This window comes from Bifidobacterium sp. W8104, from assembly GCF_016100735.1.
In the GTDB taxonomy this organism is placed as follows: Bacteria; Actinomycetota; Actinomycetes; order Actinomycetales; family Bifidobacteriaceae; genus Bombiscardovia; species Bombiscardovia choladohabitans.
Map to the genome: position 1 here is coordinate 101074 of NZ_JACFRW010000001.1, position 14916 is coordinate 115989.

General features: G+C 63.6%; 14 protein-coding genes. 2 read left to right on the plus strand and 12 right to left on the minus strand.

What is annotated here, in order from left to right:
- Positions 1-3: 3 nt before the first annotated feature.
- From H3U89_RS00420 to H3U89_RS00455, 8 genes are all read right to left on the minus strand, one after another.
- A complete protein-coding gene (locus H3U89_RS00420; RefSeq protein ID WP_198179184.1) occupies positions 4-1056 on the minus strand; it encodes a DNA-processing protein DprA in 1053 nt (350 codons plus the stop codon).
- A 229-nt stretch (positions 1057-1285) separates the two neighbouring features.
- Positions 1286-1990, minus strand: coding sequence for a regulatory protein RecX (locus tag H3U89_RS00425; RefSeq protein ID WP_198179182.1), 705 nt, complete (start codon positions 1988-1990; stop codon positions 1286-1288).
- Between the two features lie 304 nt (positions 1991-2294).
- The gene (recA, locus tag H3U89_RS00430) at positions 2295-3449 is read right to left on the minus strand and encodes a recombinase RecA (RefSeq protein WP_198179180.1); all 1155 of its coding nucleotides are present in this window, start codon (positions 3447-3449) and stop codon (positions 2295-2297) included.
- A gap of 228 nt (positions 3450-3677) precedes the next feature.
- A complete protein-coding gene (locus tag H3U89_RS00435; RefSeq protein ID WP_024627845.1) occupies positions 3678-3911 on the minus strand; it encodes a DUF3046 domain-containing protein in 234 nt (77 codons plus the stop codon).
- Positions 3912-4056: 145 nt separating this feature from the next.
- On the minus strand, positions 4057-4575 hold the full coding sequence (locus H3U89_RS00440) for a helix-turn-helix domain-containing protein (protein WP_372338668.1): 519 nt from the start codon (positions 4573-4575) through the stop codon (positions 4057-4059).
- A 165-nt stretch (positions 4576-4740) separates the two neighbouring features.
- Positions 4741-5310: a CinA family protein gene (locus tag H3U89_RS00445; RefSeq protein ID WP_198176587.1), complete on the minus strand. Its 570-nt coding sequence runs from the start codon at positions 5308-5310 to the stop codon at positions 4741-4743.
- Positions 5307-5912 (minus strand): CDP-diacylglycerol--glycerol-3-phosphate 3-phosphatidyltransferase, encoded by a 606-nt coding sequence (gene pgsA / locus H3U89_RS00450; RefSeq protein WP_198176588.1) that lies wholly within the window; start codon positions 5910-5912, stop codon positions 5307-5309. Before pgsA ends, H3U89_RS00445 begins: the two co-directional genes overlap by 4 nt.
- Positions 5913-6019: 107 nt before the next feature.
- Positions 6020-8743, minus strand: a complete 2724-nt coding sequence (locus tag H3U89_RS00455; RefSeq protein ID WP_198179178.1) for an FtsK/SpoIIIE family DNA translocase — start codon at positions 8741-8743, stop codon at positions 6020-6022.
- 100 nt (positions 8744-8843) lie between these two features.
- Between H3U89_RS00455 and H3U89_RS00460 the strand changes: the two genes are divergently transcribed.
- Positions 8844-9554, plus strand: coding sequence for a Fic family protein (locus H3U89_RS00460; RefSeq protein WP_198179176.1), 711 nt, complete (start codon positions 8844-8846; stop codon positions 9552-9554).
- A 24-nt stretch (positions 9555-9578) separates the two neighbouring features.
- Here H3U89_RS00460 and H3U89_RS00465 read toward each other — a convergent pair whose 3' ends face one another.
- Genes H3U89_RS00465 through miaB form a run of 3 tightly spaced genes read right to left on the minus strand, consistent with a single transcriptional unit; the run spans position 9579 to position 12544 of the window.
- Positions 9579-10100, minus strand: coding sequence for a MerR family transcriptional regulator (locus H3U89_RS00465; protein ID WP_198179162.1), 522 nt, complete (start codon positions 10098-10100; stop codon positions 9579-9581).
- Positions 10101-10134: 34 nt separating this feature from the next.
- The gene (gene miaA, locus H3U89_RS00470; protein WP_198179160.1) at positions 10135-11139 is read right to left on the minus strand and encodes a tRNA (adenosine(37)-N6)-dimethylallyltransferase MiaA; all 1005 of its coding nucleotides are present in this window, start codon (positions 11137-11139) and stop codon (positions 10135-10137) included.
- Positions 11126-12544, minus strand: a complete 1419-nt coding sequence (gene miaB, locus H3U89_RS00475) for a tRNA (N6-isopentenyl adenosine(37)-C2)-methylthiotransferase MiaB (RefSeq protein WP_232345382.1) — start codon at positions 12542-12544, stop codon at positions 11126-11128. Before miaB ends, miaA begins: the two co-directional genes overlap by 14 nt.
- 133 nt (positions 12545-12677) lie before the next feature.
- Here miaB and H3U89_RS00480 point away from each other — a divergent pair, with 133 nt between their 5' ends.
- A complete protein-coding gene (locus tag H3U89_RS00480; protein WP_045924161.1) occupies positions 12678-13388 on the plus strand; it encodes a GTP pyrophosphokinase in 711 nt (236 codons plus the stop codon).
- Between the two features lie 120 nt (positions 13389-13508).
- Here the strand turns inward: H3U89_RS00480 and H3U89_RS00485 are convergent, their stop codons facing one another.
- On the minus strand, positions 13509-14348 hold the full coding sequence (locus H3U89_RS00485) for an aldo/keto reductase (RefSeq protein WP_198179156.1): 840 nt from the start codon (positions 14346-14348) through the stop codon (positions 13509-13511).
- Positions 14349-14916: the final 568 nt, after the last annotated feature.

Sequence of the window (14916 nt, forward strand, 5' to 3'; positions counted from 1 at the left end):
TAATCACCCCACACCGCCACTATTGGCATAAGCGCTGGCTTGGGCAACTATGCTGTTTATCGCGTCTTGCAGGTCACTATTGACCTCTTGTATCGAGTTGATGGCGCTAGCCACCTCATCCACATTGGATACGACGTAGACGTTGGGCTTGTCGACCAGACGCTTGCCCCATTCAGTATGGTCAACCACGGCGTCACGAATTATGATCGGCCGGCCATGATGCTGGGCCTGCCGAGCCTGAACACGGGTGCCGGAATATTCATGCGCTTCAACGATGACGGTAGCGATACCGTAGCCGCTCATAGTGGCATTACGTGCAGGAAAGGTCCACTTCGTGGGCCCCTGCCAGGGCCAGAACTGCGAAAACACTTGGCCGTTATGTTCGATGAGCTCCTGAAGATGACGATTTTTTGCGGGGTAGTACTTCCCTATGCCCGTACCGATGAAAGCTACCGTACGGCCATGCTCCTGCAGGGCACGATGATGGGCTTCAGCATCTACTCCCAAAGCCAAGCCGGCGATAACGGTCAGGCCTTTGCTCACCAGCATCGTTGCCACATCAGAAGCGAAATGCAAAGCCTCCGGTCCTGCATTGCGCGAACCCACCACGCTGACACCCATATCCTGTTGATCGGGGCTGAGGAAACGACCCTTGGAAAACAGGAACGGAGGCATATCGACAACCTCGCGCAGACTCAACGGATACCGTTCGTCAAGGACCGACACCATATCCAAACCCTGCTTTTCCCAGTTCCGAACCAGAGTTTCAGCCTCTTCGTGGGCCTGCAAGAGCTGCACACGACGTTGCGTGGTAACCGGTACGTCATCCTCTCCCAACAACATCATCTGAGTGCGGTCATCATACTCATCATCCTCATCGGGGTCATCCAGCCGATGATGCTGCGGGTCAAGCTCATGTTCAAAGACTTGAATAGCGCTACCCTGGCGTACAACCTTTTCAGCGATGGAGCTCCAGGTGTCATGCGATTTGTCGACGGTTCTCAGCAGGGCGACAAGTGCTGCATTCTCCTGCAGAAGTTCACTCTTATCGAGCATCCGACACCTCCACCTTCTGACAGACTTAAACAACCGCGGCAGCCCGTTACATCCAGACTAGCCGCTCTATGTGAAAGCGGGACCAAAGGTCTTGATTCATGGTTCGCCTATGCCGACTGGAGTGCTCCGAATAGTGCGTACCTCCAGCTAGAGCAGTTCGGTAACATGGCCATAGCCGCATATTGCCGTGCTTTTTTCATCGTGAAAACCAATACATCCACGAGATACCTCAATCGAGAGGGTCGTCAGAGACGAAAAGGTCTGCTGCCACCTGGTTGAGGAGGCCTGGACTATGGCCTTTGCGGGATCCAGCACTCCAGAATCGCCGTTTGCGCACCTTGAGATCAAGTCCGGCTGTCTTCCGGGCCACCTTGCGACCGAGCTCGTAGGCGGAGTCGACAAAGAGTCCCTCACGAGAGGCTTGGGCCACTACCTGTGCAGCCAGTCCCGGATCCAGTCCCTTACGGGTCATCTCTGAGAGCACGCCGCGCTCCCCCATGGTGCGATGCAGGCAGGAACGCAGCAGATCCTGGGCATAGGCCTGGTCATCTACCAGGCCCAGCTTGGACAACCGATCGATCACCTGATCGACCACGTTCGTGTCAAACCCCTTGTCGACCAGACGACGGGCCAGGGCTCCACTCGAACGGGCCGCTGCATCCAGCAAGGTCAGGGCAGCCTCCCGGCAAGCATCCGCATCATCCGCATCCGCTCGAGGGGCTGCAGGCGCGGAACCTCCGCCAAAGCCGCCAGCACGTGGACGACGGCCACGGCGGCGGGTCCTTCTGTCGGAACCCCGGGCAGAACGGCGACCATGGGAATGGCAACCTGCCAGGGAATCCTCACCCATATCAGCATTGGCATGACTGTCAATATCTTCCAGACTGCCTCCGAACCGAGCGCCATGTCCCAGACCCAGGGCAGCGGCCTGCACCGGGCGGCTGTCTTCCTTGTAGCTGCCATCCTTCTGGATAGCAGCTGGGCGAACATCCGTAGTTGGCAGAGAGGTTAAGGTATGCGGAGAGTCTGAGGCAGACCGCGAATCAGTAGCGGAATCAAAAGCCGTTCCAATACTCACTGACCCTCTCGAGTTGGCTGGAGCAGACGCACCAGCAGGTTCTGCCTGGAACCGGTCCGACCGGGAATCGACCGATTCTGTGATGGAGTCGGCAGGATCCTCGGTCTGCGCCAGTCGGACCGGATTTTCCTTGAGGAAGTCCTCGGCCGAGATCATCGGGTCATGCAGCCTGGGCCGTGGGCACAGTGCTGTCGATATCTACAGGAGCCGAGTCGTCTTCCTTGCTGTCTTGGCCAGCTTCAGCCTGATCGGCCTTGTCGTCCTCGGAGGGAGCAGGAATAAGGCCGAAGGCAACCTTGACCTTGTCCTCGATCTCCTTGGTCAGGCCGGGGTTGTCCTTGAGGAACTGACGGACGTTCTCCCTGCCCTGACCCAGCTGATCGCCCTCGTAGGTGAACCAGGAGCCCGACTTCTTGACGATGTTGGTCTGCAGAGCCATGTCCAGAACCGAACCCTCCTTGGAGATGCCCTCCCCGTAGAGAATGTCGAATTCGGCCACCTTAAAGGGCGGAGCCATCTTGTTCTTGACCACCTTGACCTTGGTGCGATTGCCCACCGCCTCGTCGCCGTTCTTCAGGGTCTGGATACGGCGGATGTCCAAGCGGACCGAGGCGTAGAATTTCAGGGCCTTGCCGCCGGTGGTGGTCTCCGGGCTGCCGAAGAAGACGCCGATCTTCTCCCTGAGCTGGTTGATGAAGATGGCCGTAGTGTTGGCCTGGGACAGGGCACCGGTCATCTTGCGCAGGGCCTGGCTCATCAGACGGGCCTGCAGACCCACGTGGCTGTCGCCCATGTCACCCTCGATCTCGGCCTTGGGCACCAGGGCGGCCACCGAGTCGATGACGATGACATCCAGGGCACCCGACCTGATCAGCATATCGGCGATCTCCAGCGCCTGCTCGCCGTTGTCCGGCTGGGAGACGATCAGGGAGTCCGTGTCCACGCCCAGTTTCTTGGCGTACTCGGGATCCAGAGCGTGCTCAGCATCGATGAAGGCAGCCACTCCACCACCGGCCTGTGCATTGGCCACCGCATGCAGGGCCAGGGTGGTCTTGCCCGAGGATTCGGGACCGTAGATCTCGACGATGCGGCCGCGGGGCAGTCCGCCGATGCCCAGGGCCATGTCCAAGGCCAGGGAACCGGTGGGAATGACCTCCACGTCCTGGGCGGGCTTGTCACCCAGACGCATGGCCGAACCCTTGCCGAAGCTCTTCTCCACCTGCGCGAGGGCCGTGTTCAAGGCTGCCTGGCGACGGGGGTCGATCCCGCCCTCCTCTTCCTTCTTTGCCTTGCCACTGTTGCTCTGACGTGCCATATGGCTCTCCTTCTTAGTAACCGACCTCACGATGACGACATCCTGATTGACGACCTCACGATTGACAGCCTATCCGCCGTCGGAACCCGTCTACGGTCTCGGCGCCCGATGTGGTCGAACGTGCCGATGGTCACCGGACCATGGGTATCAGTATACCCGACTATGCGAACAAATGTTCGAAAATCACCTGGAATGGGCAATAAATTCGCGGAGAATAAAACCCGCCGATCAGGCTGCCGGCAGGGGCGGCGCATTGTGGTCCTTCCCCCAGCGCCGGGAGTCGGGAATCTCCATCTGATCGCAGAGCACATTCCAGACCACGCGCGGCTCCACACCCGCATCCAGGGCCTCTATTACGGTCATGGCATCCAGGGCGGTCAGCCTCTGGTCACGGGCCAGACTGCGTCCGTAGACCCGGCCGAAGACCTCCTCCAGCAGCTGCCAGAATTCCCGTTCACGCACCCGACATCACCTTTCGTCCAAGACCCACCCTGTCACACCCCTTCTACGGTAGCAACCGACAGTCAGCAGAAGAGGGCGCCTGGTTCCTTAGAACCGGACGCCCTCAAGAACGGTCCGCCGATTCAACCGGCGGAACCTGACATACTTACTCCTGAGTGGACTCCAGGTAGTCCGCCACCATCCGCAGGGTCTGCGGCACACCCAGGCCCAGCGCGTCGGCGATGGAGCTCAGCAGTTCGGAGCTGGCCTCCTTCTGGCCGCGTTCCACCTCGGACAGGTAGCCCAGGGACACACCGGCCTTCTCGCTGACCTCACGCAGGGTCTTGTGATCGTTGGTCCTCAGCTCGCGCAGCACGTGGCCCAGGGCCTCGCGCAGGGAGACGGTATGGGTGACGGCCCGGCCGTCGTTGTTGGAGGCTGCCCGCTGACGGCTGGCTTCCATGCCGTCCTCCTCCATCCACATCTTGTTCAGGTTGGCCTGGCGCTCCTCCTTGGCCTTCTTGGCGGCCTTGGCACGGATCACCTGCTGCTGGGCGAAGACGACGGCACGACGCTGGGCGGGAGTCAGATCACGAACCCGCGCGTTGCGCTCCACTCCGGGTGCGGCCGGCTTGACATCATAGGTATCGTTGGTTCGAGTCATCACGGTCTCGGTGCTGGCCATAGCAGCCCCTTTCGCCATTATCGTGTTCAACTTCTTACACAGTGACCAACAGACAGGCCGCTGGATTATTCCAGGGGAGGAACCCGAAAGGCCTGCTTTGTGACCAAGGTCACGTATGCGCAAGGCCGACAGCGGTTAGTAGAAGCGACTCACCGCATCAGGCCGTCAGCCGAGCGAGTGCAGGGCCCGATCCAGCTGGTCCAGAATCCGCATGACCGTACCCCGGCGCACCTGTTCGCGATCGCCGTCCAGATGCAGCTCATAGGCATAGGTGCGGTAGGCATGGGACTGAAGGCCGGTCTCTATACGTCGACCCAGCACACGAACAGGCAGGGCCAGACCGATGTAGACCAGCCCGGCAGGATCGTCCCCGTCAGGGCCCGGACCGGCCACACCGGTAGTGGCCATGCCGATGACCGTGTCCTCGTGCCCCGGCCTGGTGTAGAGCCTGGCCGTGCCCTCGGCCATCTCCTGGGCGACCCGTGGATGGACCGCGCCCTGGGTGGCCAGCAGGTCCTGGTCCACCTTGAGGATGGCGGCCTTGGCAGCGATGTCGTAGGTGACGGCCGATCCAAGAAAGACGTCTGAGGCCCCGGGGATCCTGACGAAGGCATCGGCCAACAGCCCCCCGGTCAGCGATTCGGCGGCGGCCAGGAACAGGCCCGAATCACGGCAGGTGTCGATGATCCGTCCAGCCAGGTCGTCGCAACGGCCCTGCACGCTCTTGCCGATCATCGCCGCATCCCCATCACGTATTCCGCTCCCGAGTAGAGGCAGAGGGCCAGGGCCACCAGGATGACCACGCGGGTGGCCACCAGGTACCAGGGCCAGACCGTCGACAAAGGCACCATGAGCATGCCCAGGCCGATGCACTCAAACAAGGTCTTGTACTTGCCAGCCTGGGAGGCGGCGATGACCCGGCCCTGCTTGTTGATGACCAGGACCCGCAGCAGGGTGATGCCAAGTTCCCGCACCAGGAAGAGCACAGTGACCCACCACCAGAGCTCGCCGAAGACGGAGGCCACAATCAGCGCCGAACAGATCAACAGCTTGTCGGCGATGGGGTCCATGAGTTTGCCCAGCTCGGTCACCTGGTTGTACCGGCGGGCCAGCCACCCGTCCAGCTTATCGGTCGAGGCGGCGAGGACGAAGAGCACGGCGGCGGTCCAACGCATGCCAGGCCTGCGTTCGCCCCAGGGACCGGCCATCAGATCCAGGGCGATGAAGACCAGGACCAGGAGGATACGGGTGTAGGTGACCAGGTTTGGGGGTGAATTCCATCCTTCGAGAAGTCTGCGCCTCTCACGACCGGTCTCTGACTCGGCATGCTCCTGCATTGCCACTCCTTATACGCGATACTCGTGCGCTCGGGCCGTCCAACAAGAGATGCCGGGCGGCAGTTTCATCATAACGGTAGACCAGGCCCAGCTTTTTGGGCCGATGTTCAGCCCTGCGCTTGCTCATCCGGGGCGGGATCCATGGAGGTGGCGTCGCCTCGGATGAAGGCCAGGGCCTGCTGCAGCTGCGGCGGCTGGATGAGCACCTCGCGGGCCTTGGAACCCTCCGACGGCCCCACAATTCCCCTCGACTCCAGCAGGTCCATCAGCCTCCCTGCCCTGGCGAAGCCCACACGCAGCTTGCGCTGGAGCATGGAGGTGGATCCGAACTGGGTGGTCACCACCAGCTCGGCCGCCTGGAGCAGCTCGTCCATGTCGTCGCCGATCTCCTCCTGGATCTCGTTCTTGTGGTCGGCCTTGTCGGCCATCTGCTCGATGTCCTCACGGTAGTGGGGCTTGCGCTGGGTGCGCACATAATCCACGGCCTTGCGGATCTCGGACTCGGAGACCCAGGCGCCCTGGACGCGGGTGGGTTTGGCCTGGCCCATGGGCAGGAAGAGGGCGTCGCCCTGGCCGATCAGGGTCTCGGCTCCGGTGGCATCCAGAATGACCCGGGAATCCGTCGAGGAGGATGTGGCGAAGGCCAGCCTGGAGGGAATATTGGCCTTGATCAGGCCGGTGACCACATCCACCGAGGGTCGCTGGGTGGCCAGGACCAGGTGGACGCCGGCGGCACGCGCCAGCTGGGTGATCCGCTGAATGGAGCTCTCCACGTCGTTCTTGGCCACCATCATCAGGTCGGCCATCTCGTCGACCACCACGACCAGGTAGGGGTACGGGGCCACCTTGCGGTTGGAGCCGGCGGGGGCGTGGACCTTGCCCTCGCGGACAGCCTTGTTGAAGTCTTTGATGTGCCGGAATCCGAAGAACTGCAGGTCGTCGTAGCGGGAGTCCATCTCCTTGACCACCCATTCCAGGGCCTGGGCGGCCTTCTTGGGTTCGGTGATGATGGGCGTGAGCAGGTGGGGAATGCCGGCGTAGGCGCTCAGCTCCACACGCTTGGGGTCCACCATGATCAGGCGGACCTGTTCCGGCGTGGCCCGCATGATCAGCGAAACCAGCATGGAGTTGATGAAGCTGGACTTGCCCGAACCTGTGGCGCCGGCCACCAGCAGGTGGGGCATCTTGGTCAGGTCGGCGGTCACATAGTGGCCTTCCACGTCCTTGCCCACGGCGGTCATCATGGGGTTGTCGTCCTGCTGGGCCTTGTCGGAGCGCAGTACGTCGCCCAGGTGGACGATCTCGCGGTCCACGTTGGGAATCTCGATGCCGATGGCCGACTTGCCGGGAATGGGCGACAGGATGCGCACGTCCGAGCTGGCCACCGCGTAGGCGATGTTGCGCTGAAGGTTGGTGACCTTCTCCACCTTGACGCCCGGTCCCAGCTCCACCTCGTATTGGGTGACGGAGGGGCCGCGCAGGAAGCCGACCACCTTGGCATCCACGTCGAACTGCTGGAAGGTCGATTGCAGGGCCTTGATGACCGCGTCGTTGGCCGAGGTCCTGACCGCGTGGGGCTTGCCCTTGACCAGCAGGTCCGTGCTGGGCAGCACATAGGGCCGGCTCTCGTCCACCTGGCGGTCATCGGAGGAACCTGACGCTTCTGCAGCCTGAGCTCCCGCACCCTGGGTTCTGGCAGCCTGGTTCCCTGAGGCCTGAGCGGGCTGGGCATCCATCTGCACGGTGTCGGCCGCAGCGGCGGCAGCGGCCCAGGGATCCGAGGCCCCCACGCCGGACAGGGCGGCCGGATCCACCTTGGGGTGCGCCTGCTCCCTGGCATCCAGGAGGGCAGCCGTGGCCGGGGCCTCCACCGCAGGCATGTTCTGCGTGGACACCTGGTCGGTTTCGGGACCCTGCGTCGACTGACCACCCTGGTCAGCCCCTTCAAGGGAGGCCGCCTGGGAGAAGGGCTCGTCAGCCTCGTAACGCTCAAGATGGGTGTCCGTGTCCTTGCCGATGCGGCCATGCAGCAAGCGACTGAACCAGCCGGCCACGCCGCCCCTGCCGGAGTCCTTGGCATCCTCCTGATCCGTCTCCTGGTGGGTTGGCACGCCGGGCTCCAGAGGCAGGGTGTCATCCCCCAGCCTGACCTCGTTGGGAGCGGTCTGCTCCGGAGCCGAGTCGGAGGCATGGGTCCTCTTGCCGCGCAGCAAGGCAACCAGGTCGCTCATATGGAATCTGAAGGTGATGAAGAGGCCGAAAATGGCCACGAGGACGAAGATGATGACGGCGAAGACCTTGGACAGCCCCCAGGCCAGGGGCGAACCCAGGAAGAACCCCAGAAGCCCGCCAGAGTCGCTGATGGCCCTCATGTCGAAGCCGCGATAATCCGAGGCCTTGAGCACGTCAAGAATGGAGCAGACCGACCAGAGCACCACCATGAGGCCGCCCACCACAGGCAGGTTGCCCGCCTCGCGCCCGGTGTAGCAGACCAGCCGGAAGGCCGCGAAGAGCAGGACCACCGGCAGGATGATGCTGCACAGCCCCAGAACGCCCGCAGCCAGGGCGTGCAGCCCCCGTCCCAGGAAGCCGTTCACGCGGAACCATTCACTGGCGCAGAAAAGCACGGCCAGAATGACCAGTACGAAGCAGAGCCCGTCCTTGCGGTAGGCGGAAGTGTCACCGTTTTTGCCGGCCACGGCACGTACCAGGGATCCAAAGCCCCGGGGCAGGGCCAGCAAGGCCTTGTGCCAGAAGGGTTCCGGGTCCTGGCTTTCCTTGGATGTGGTCCGGCCGCGACCGCGTGCGTCTGCTTGCTGCTTACGTGTCATAACCCTTTCAGCCTACCCAGAACCCCGGTCTGCATCAGGCCCGACGGGTCAGTGTGCACAACTCTTTCAGACGGGGGCCGGCAGGGCTAGCATCGTTGGCATGACACCAGCCGAACGTCAGAGCGCCGTGGCCTTCGCCCTGCGCAACCTGCTTCTGGATGACCGTCAGCCCAGTCCTTCGGCCCTGCAGGCGGCCAGCGACTTTATGACAGGCAGAAGGCAGGCCGAGGCACTGGCCGACCAGGCCCGACATTTGGAGGCCAAGGCGGAAGCCCTGACGGATGCCCTCTTTCTGCGGACCATCCTGGTCTGTCAGCGGCCTTGGGCGACCGAGGGCGATCTTGCAGAGCTGCGGGCCATCCACCGCCGGCTGCTGCCCGGCCTGCCGGAAGAGCGAGCGCTCCGCCGACCTCAACCAAACGACAACACCAACCTGTACCCGGCGGCCATGCTGGAGCAGGGAGCGGCAGCCATCGGCCAGGAGCTGGCGGCCGAACGCAACCTGGCCAGCCTGGACCGTCCGGTCTTCGTGGAGCGTCTGGCCCATTACTATGATGAGCTCTCCTACCTGCATCCCTTCGCCGACTGCGACGGCATGACCCTGCGCATCTTCCTCTCACGCCTGTCCCACGATGCCGGCTGGGACCTGGACTGGGGACGGGCTGATCCGACCGCCCACCGCCGGGCCCTCCAGCAAGCGCTTCGGGGCAACACCGACGGCCTGCAGACCCTGATCGCGGGCATGGTCCGCCCGGTCAACCCAACCAGGATATTTCTGATCGCTGGATGGGACCAGGGCCCAGCCCACTGAGTCGACACCCTCAGCCCGGCAGCCTCAGCCCGGCAGCCGCTCGTTGCCGCTGCGCTTGGCGGCCTCGATGATCCGGGCACTCTGGTTGATCAGTTCTGTCGCCCCGGCCTGGTCGTGGTCGCGGACGTGACCCCAGTATTGTATTTTGAGCTGCACGTAGCGCTTCCGCGCCTGCAGGTCGGCCATCCGCTGGTCCAGCCGCCGCCCCTGTTCGTCCAGGAGTTCGATCTGCCGTCCGGCGGCCTCGGCTCCCCCAGCGCGGTTGCTCAGATACTCCCGCATGTGTTCCAGGGACATGCCCGTGGCGCTCAGGCAGGAGATGGTCTCCAGCAGGTCCAGATCCTCCTGGTTGTAGCAGCGGTGGCCGCTCGAGGGATCCCTGGCGATGGGCGGAATGATGCCGATGGTCTCGTAATAGCGCAGGGTGGTCTCCGGCATCCCCGACATGAGCGAGGCCTGGCGGATGGTGTACCAGGGCCCTGATTCCTGGTCGGGCTGGGTTTGGGCGGTCTGGGTTTCAGCCTGGGGCTGCGTGATGGTGGTCATACCCGTCCAGCCTAGGAACTTCAAGTACTTGAAGTCAAAGCGCGCCCAGATGGTGTCTGGTCACCCTCCCCTGGTCCGACTGGTCGGCCTGGGCATCCGCCTGGTTGAAGCAGCCTTGGTCGGCCTGGTCCACCAGATCCAAGGCCTGCCGGGCCAGGTCCGGGGCCAGGGCATTCAGCCAGTGGATGCGCGGATCGCGGCCGAACCAGCCCATCTGCTTGCGGGCCAGGCGCTTGGTCTTCTGCGCTATCAGCTCGAAGGCGGCATCCAGGTCGGTGCGACCGTCCAGATAATCCAGAATCTGCTGATAGCCCAGGGCGCGTGAGGCCGTGGTCCCCAGGCGGTTGCGCAACCCGCTCACCTCATCGACCAGCCCCTGGTCGCGCATGGCCTGGGTGCGCTGGTCGATTCTGCGATCCAGCTCCTCCCGGGGCAGATCCAGCCCCAGCTGCAGGGCGGGCAGCAGGTAGCGGTATCGGGGCAGGCTGGCCGAATAGGGCCGTCCGGTGATCTCCATGACCTCCAGAGCCCGCACGGTCCGCCGCACATTCCGGGGATCCATCCGGGCCGCAGCCTCCGGGTCCCGCTCCTGCAGCTGGCGGAAAAGCAGCCCGGGGCCTTCCTCTTGGGCCCGCTCCTCCAGCCTGGCCCTGACCGCCGGGTCGGTGCCGGGGAAGGACAGATCGTCGATGACCGCCCGGGTATAGAGCCCGGAGCCGCCGACGAGAATGGGCCGGATTCCCTGCGCCCGCAGGTCGGCTATCAGGGACCGGGCCATGGCCTGGAAGCGGGCCACGCTCATGGCCTCCTCCGGCTCGATGATGTCGATCAGGTGGTGGACCACCGCCTGCCGCTCCCCTGCCGAAGGCTTGGCCGTGCCCACATCCATCCCCCGGTACATCTGGTAGGCATCGGCATTGACGATATGAGCCTCCTGCCCGCGCGCCTGGAGCGCCTGTGCCAGGGCCACGCCCAGGGCGGTCTTGCCCGAGGCTGTGGGACCCACGATGGAGACGATGCGGGGTTCAGCGGATGTCATAGACCTGCCCCGCCCGGGGATCCGGATCGGCAATCAAATAGTGGGGCCCGGCCTGGGTGACGGTGCAGGTGACCAGGTCCCCGGGCTTTGGCGCAGGCATTCCCTGGGGGACCCCGACGTGGACCAGTACACCGGTGCGCTCATGCCCGGTCACCCGGTGGGTGCTGCCGTCGTGCCGGCCGTGCCCGTCGCCGATCAGCACCTCCACCTCTTTGCCCAGGAAGTCCTGCATATGCTCCATGGTGATGGACTCCTGCAGGGCCTGCAGCCGCTCGAACCGGTCCTGGACCACGGCCTTGGGCAGCTGGGGCATGCGGGCGGCCGGCGTGCCGGGCCTGGGAGAATACTCAAAGATGAAGGCCGACGAGAAGCGCGCCCGACGCACCACATCCATGGTGGCCTGGAAGTCCTCCTCGGTCTCCCCGGGGAATCCCACGATGATGTCGGTGGTGATCAGGGCATCGGGCATGGCAACCCGCACCTTGTCCAGGATCTGCAGAAAGCGCTGGGACCGGTAGGAGCGCCGCATGGCCCGCAGAATCCGGTCGGAGCCCGACTGCAGGGGCATGTGCAGCTGGTGCATGACCGTGGGCGTCTCGGCCATGGCGGCGATCACATCGTCGGTGAAGGCCGCCGGATGGGGCGAGGTGAAGCGGATCCGCTCCAGCCCAGGCACCCGTCCGCAGGCGCGCAGGAGCCGGGCGAAGGCGTAGCGGTCACCCGTGGACCAGCCGTAGGAGTTGACGTTCTGCCCCAGCAGGGTCACCTGGCGGGCCCCGGATCGCACGCAGTCCTCAACCTCCTGCAGGATGTCGTCCATGGACCGGTCCCGCTCCCGCCCGCGCACCGAGGGCACGATGCAGAAGGTGCAGGTGTTGTTGCAGCCGACCGATATGGATACCCAGGCCTGCGAGCGCGAGGCCCTGACCGCCGGCAGCCGCCCGGGCAGATCCCGAAGCTCCTGCGTAACCCCCACCTGGGGCCGCCCGTCCTTGCGGGCCTTGTCCAAAAGCCCGGGCAGCGAGCCGATGTCCCTGGTGCCGAAGACCGCATCCACCCAGGGTGCCGCCTTCACGATCCACTCCCGGTCCTTCTGGGCCATGCAGCCGCCCACGGCGATGCGCGTGTCGGGCTTGTGCTGCTTGAACCTGTGCCAGCGCCCGATGGTCCCGTACATGCGCTGGGTGGCGTTGTCGCGCACGGCGCAGGTGTTGAGCACCATCACGTCCACCTCGCGCGCGCGGACCTGCTCGGGCGTGGCCTGCTGGTAGCCCTGGGCCCGGAGCACCCCGGCGATCCGCTCGGAATCGTGCTCGTTCATCTGGCAGCCCAGGGTCCGCACATAGTAGACACCCCTGCTGTCCTTACGCTGAGCGGTCACGCTCATGCCCTCGCCTGCTTCCATAAACCCTGATTGTATGCGCAGGTCGGGTCCCGCGGCCATCGGGGCCTGTGCGTACCATGAGTCATGGTTACGAACGGCGGCATGGGAGGTTCATGTGATACTCGACCGTAACAGTGCCATGAGCGCATCCGAAATGAAGCAGCGACTGTCCGACCTGGACGAAAAGGACCGTCCCAAGCTGGACATCGACGAGATAACGGAATTCGTCAATCTCATGCAGACCTACGAGGGGGCCATGTACGAGATTTCGACCAAGCTGGACGTGCTGGACACGGAATTCCAGGTCCGGTTCAGCCACAACCCCATCCACCACATGGAGCGCCGGCTCAAGAGCGTGGACTCCCTGATCGGCAAGCTGCACCGCAAGAACCTGCCCGTCACCATTCCCTCGGTGCGCGATCACATCTTCGACGTGGCCGGCGTGCGCGTCATCTGCAACTACCGGGACGACGTCTATTCGGTCTCCCGCTACCTCTCAGACCAGTCGGACATCCAGGTGCTGAGGGTCAAGGACTACATCCGCAACCCCAAGATGAACGGCTACCGCAGCCTGCACGTCATCTACGCCGTGCCGGTCTTCCTGACCTCGGGCCCCCACTACACGCCGGTCGAGGTGCAGTTCCGCACCATCGCCATGGACTACTGGGCCTCCCTGGAGCACCAGCTGCGCTACAAGTCCGACCTGCCCGACGCCCGCCTGGCCGAGCATTCGCAGACCCTGCTGGACTGCGCCCGCTCCCTGCAGAACATCGAGGTGCAGATGCAGTCCATCCACCGCGACATCTCAGGTTCGCCCCAGGAGCAGGAGGCCGACGACGAAGCCATCAGCGGCAATGCCGATTAGCTGAATCATCACAAATCCTTTACCATAGAAGCCAGGCCAGGTGGAAGGGTTGGGGCTTCCGCCGGGTCCCAGGAGGAGGCTTCGCCTTCAAGGTCGGGTCTCCTCCTGTACCACCATCCCTTAGAAGTCGAAGTTGTCGGGATCCGCACCGGTGCGCTCGTCCCTGTTCATGGCGGTGATGGCCTTCATATCCTCATCGCTCAGCTCGAAGTCGAAGACCTGCGCGTTCTGCTCGATCCGCTCCTTGTGGGTGGACTTGGGGATGACGATGACCCCGCGCTGCAGGTGCCAGCGCAGCACGATCTGCGCCGGGGAGCGGTCATAATGCTCGGCCATGGCCTTGAGCCTGGGGTCGGCCAGCAGGTTGCCGCCGGTGCCGCCCAAGGGGCTGTAAGCCTCCACGTCCACACGCAGGGTGCCGTGGCAGTAGTCGATCAGGTCGTCGTTGACGAACTGGGGCGAGGACTCGATCTGGTCAACGGCCGGCTTGGTGCCGCTGATGGTGTGCAGCTCGTCCAGGTGGTGCTTCTGGAAGTTGCAGACCCCGATGGCCCGCACCCGTCGCTGGGTGTAGAGCTCCTCCATGTCCTCCCAGGCCTGCTGCCAGCCCTGGGCGGGCCAGTGGATCAGGTAGAGGTCCAGGTAGTCCACGCCCAGCCGGTCCAGGCTCTCCTTGAAGGCCTCCTTGGTCCGCCCCGCACGGATGTCGTCATTCCAGAGCTTGGTGGTCAGGAAAACATCCCGCCGGTCAACCCCGGAGCGGCGCAGACCCTCCCCCACGGACTGCTCGTTGCCGTAGATCATGGCGGTGTCGATATGGCGATAGCCCGCCTGCAGGGCCCAGGTGACGGCCTGGCTGGTGGCCTCGCCATCAGGTGTTTGGAAGACCCCGAGACCCAGCTGGGGAATGCTGACCCCATTGTTGAGGGTGATGACGGTGTCGGTGACGTTTCCTGTCATATAGTCATGCTCCTTATCGGCCAATCAACGGCCGTGACGTGTTGTGTGTTCATTCTATCTGCCAGGCAAGATGGGATCAGCTCTTGTTTAAGGCCTACCGTCGCGCTTCTGCATTTCGTGCGTTCTCTGTTGGCTTGGTGGTAAAGTGAAAATTGGGGTTGTTGGGAGATAGCTGGCTTCTACTTTATGGGCGATTAACGCCCACAGTAGCGTCGGTTCATCAACTTTGAAAGACGTTAATGCTGATAGGCAGGAGGCCTTGATACCGCTTGGCATTGGTGAAGGGGATTGATTTCATGCATCTGGGTACTCATCTGCGTCGCGCATCGGCGACGGTGATCGTCCTGCTGGGCCTGCTGGCAGGCCTGGGTGTCGCGTCCGCCAACGCGGTCGATGTCGTGTCCGCCAGTCCGGCGGACACTCCTGTATTTAGCGGGGGGGGGGGGGGGTCGTCAGACTCCTCGCGTAGCTAAGCAAACCCCCGACACACTCCCCAACAGCACAACCAGCACTCCCCTGCCTTCACCCTCGCCACTGCAAACCGCATCACCCCTGAACCCTACGACAC

Coding starts and splice junctions, on each gene's coding strand:
- H3U89_RS00465 (WP_198179162.1), bottom strand. CDS start 10,100: ATGACCACCATCACGCAGCCCCAGGCTGAAACCCAGACCGCCCAAACC.
- H3U89_RS00485 (WP_198179156.1), bottom strand. CDS start 14,348: ATGACAGGAAACGTCACCGACACCGTCATCACCCTCAACAATGGGGTC.
- H3U89_RS00455 (WP_198179178.1), bottom strand. CDS start 8,743: ATGACACGTAAGCAGCAAGCAGACGCACGCGGTCGCGGCCGGACCACA.
- miaA (WP_198179160.1), bottom strand. CDS start 11,139: ATGACATCCGCTGAACCCCGCATCGTCTCCATCGTGGGTCCCACAGCC.
- H3U89_RS00445 (WP_198176587.1), bottom strand. CDS start 5,310: ATGATCGGCAAGAGCGTGCAGGGCCGTTGCGACGACCTGGCTGGACGG.
- H3U89_RS00480 (WP_045924161.1), top strand. CDS start 12,678: ATGAAGCAGCGACTGTCCGACCTGGACGAAAAGGACCGTCCCAAGCTG.
- pgsA (WP_198176588.1), bottom strand. CDS start 5,912: ATGCAGGAGCATGCCGAGTCAGAGACCGGTCGTGAGAGGCGCAGACTT.
- H3U89_RS00420 (WP_198179184.1), bottom strand. CDS start 1,056: ATGCTCGATAAGAGTGAACTTCTGCAGGAGAATGCAGCACTTGTCGCC.
- miaB (WP_232345382.1), bottom strand. CDS start 12,544: ATGGAAGCAGGCGAGGGCATGAGCGTGACCGCTCAGCGTAAGGACAGC.
- H3U89_RS00460 (WP_198179176.1), top strand. CDS start 8,844: ATGACACCAGCCGAACGTCAGAGCGCCGTGGCCTTCGCCCTGCGCAAC.
- recA (WP_198179180.1), bottom strand. CDS start 3,449: ATGGCACGTCAGAGCAACAGTGGCAAGGCAAAGAAGGAAGAGGAGGGC.
- H3U89_RS00440 (WP_372338668.1), bottom strand. CDS start 4,575: ATGGCCAGCACCGAGACCGTGATGACTCGAACCAACGATACCTATGAT.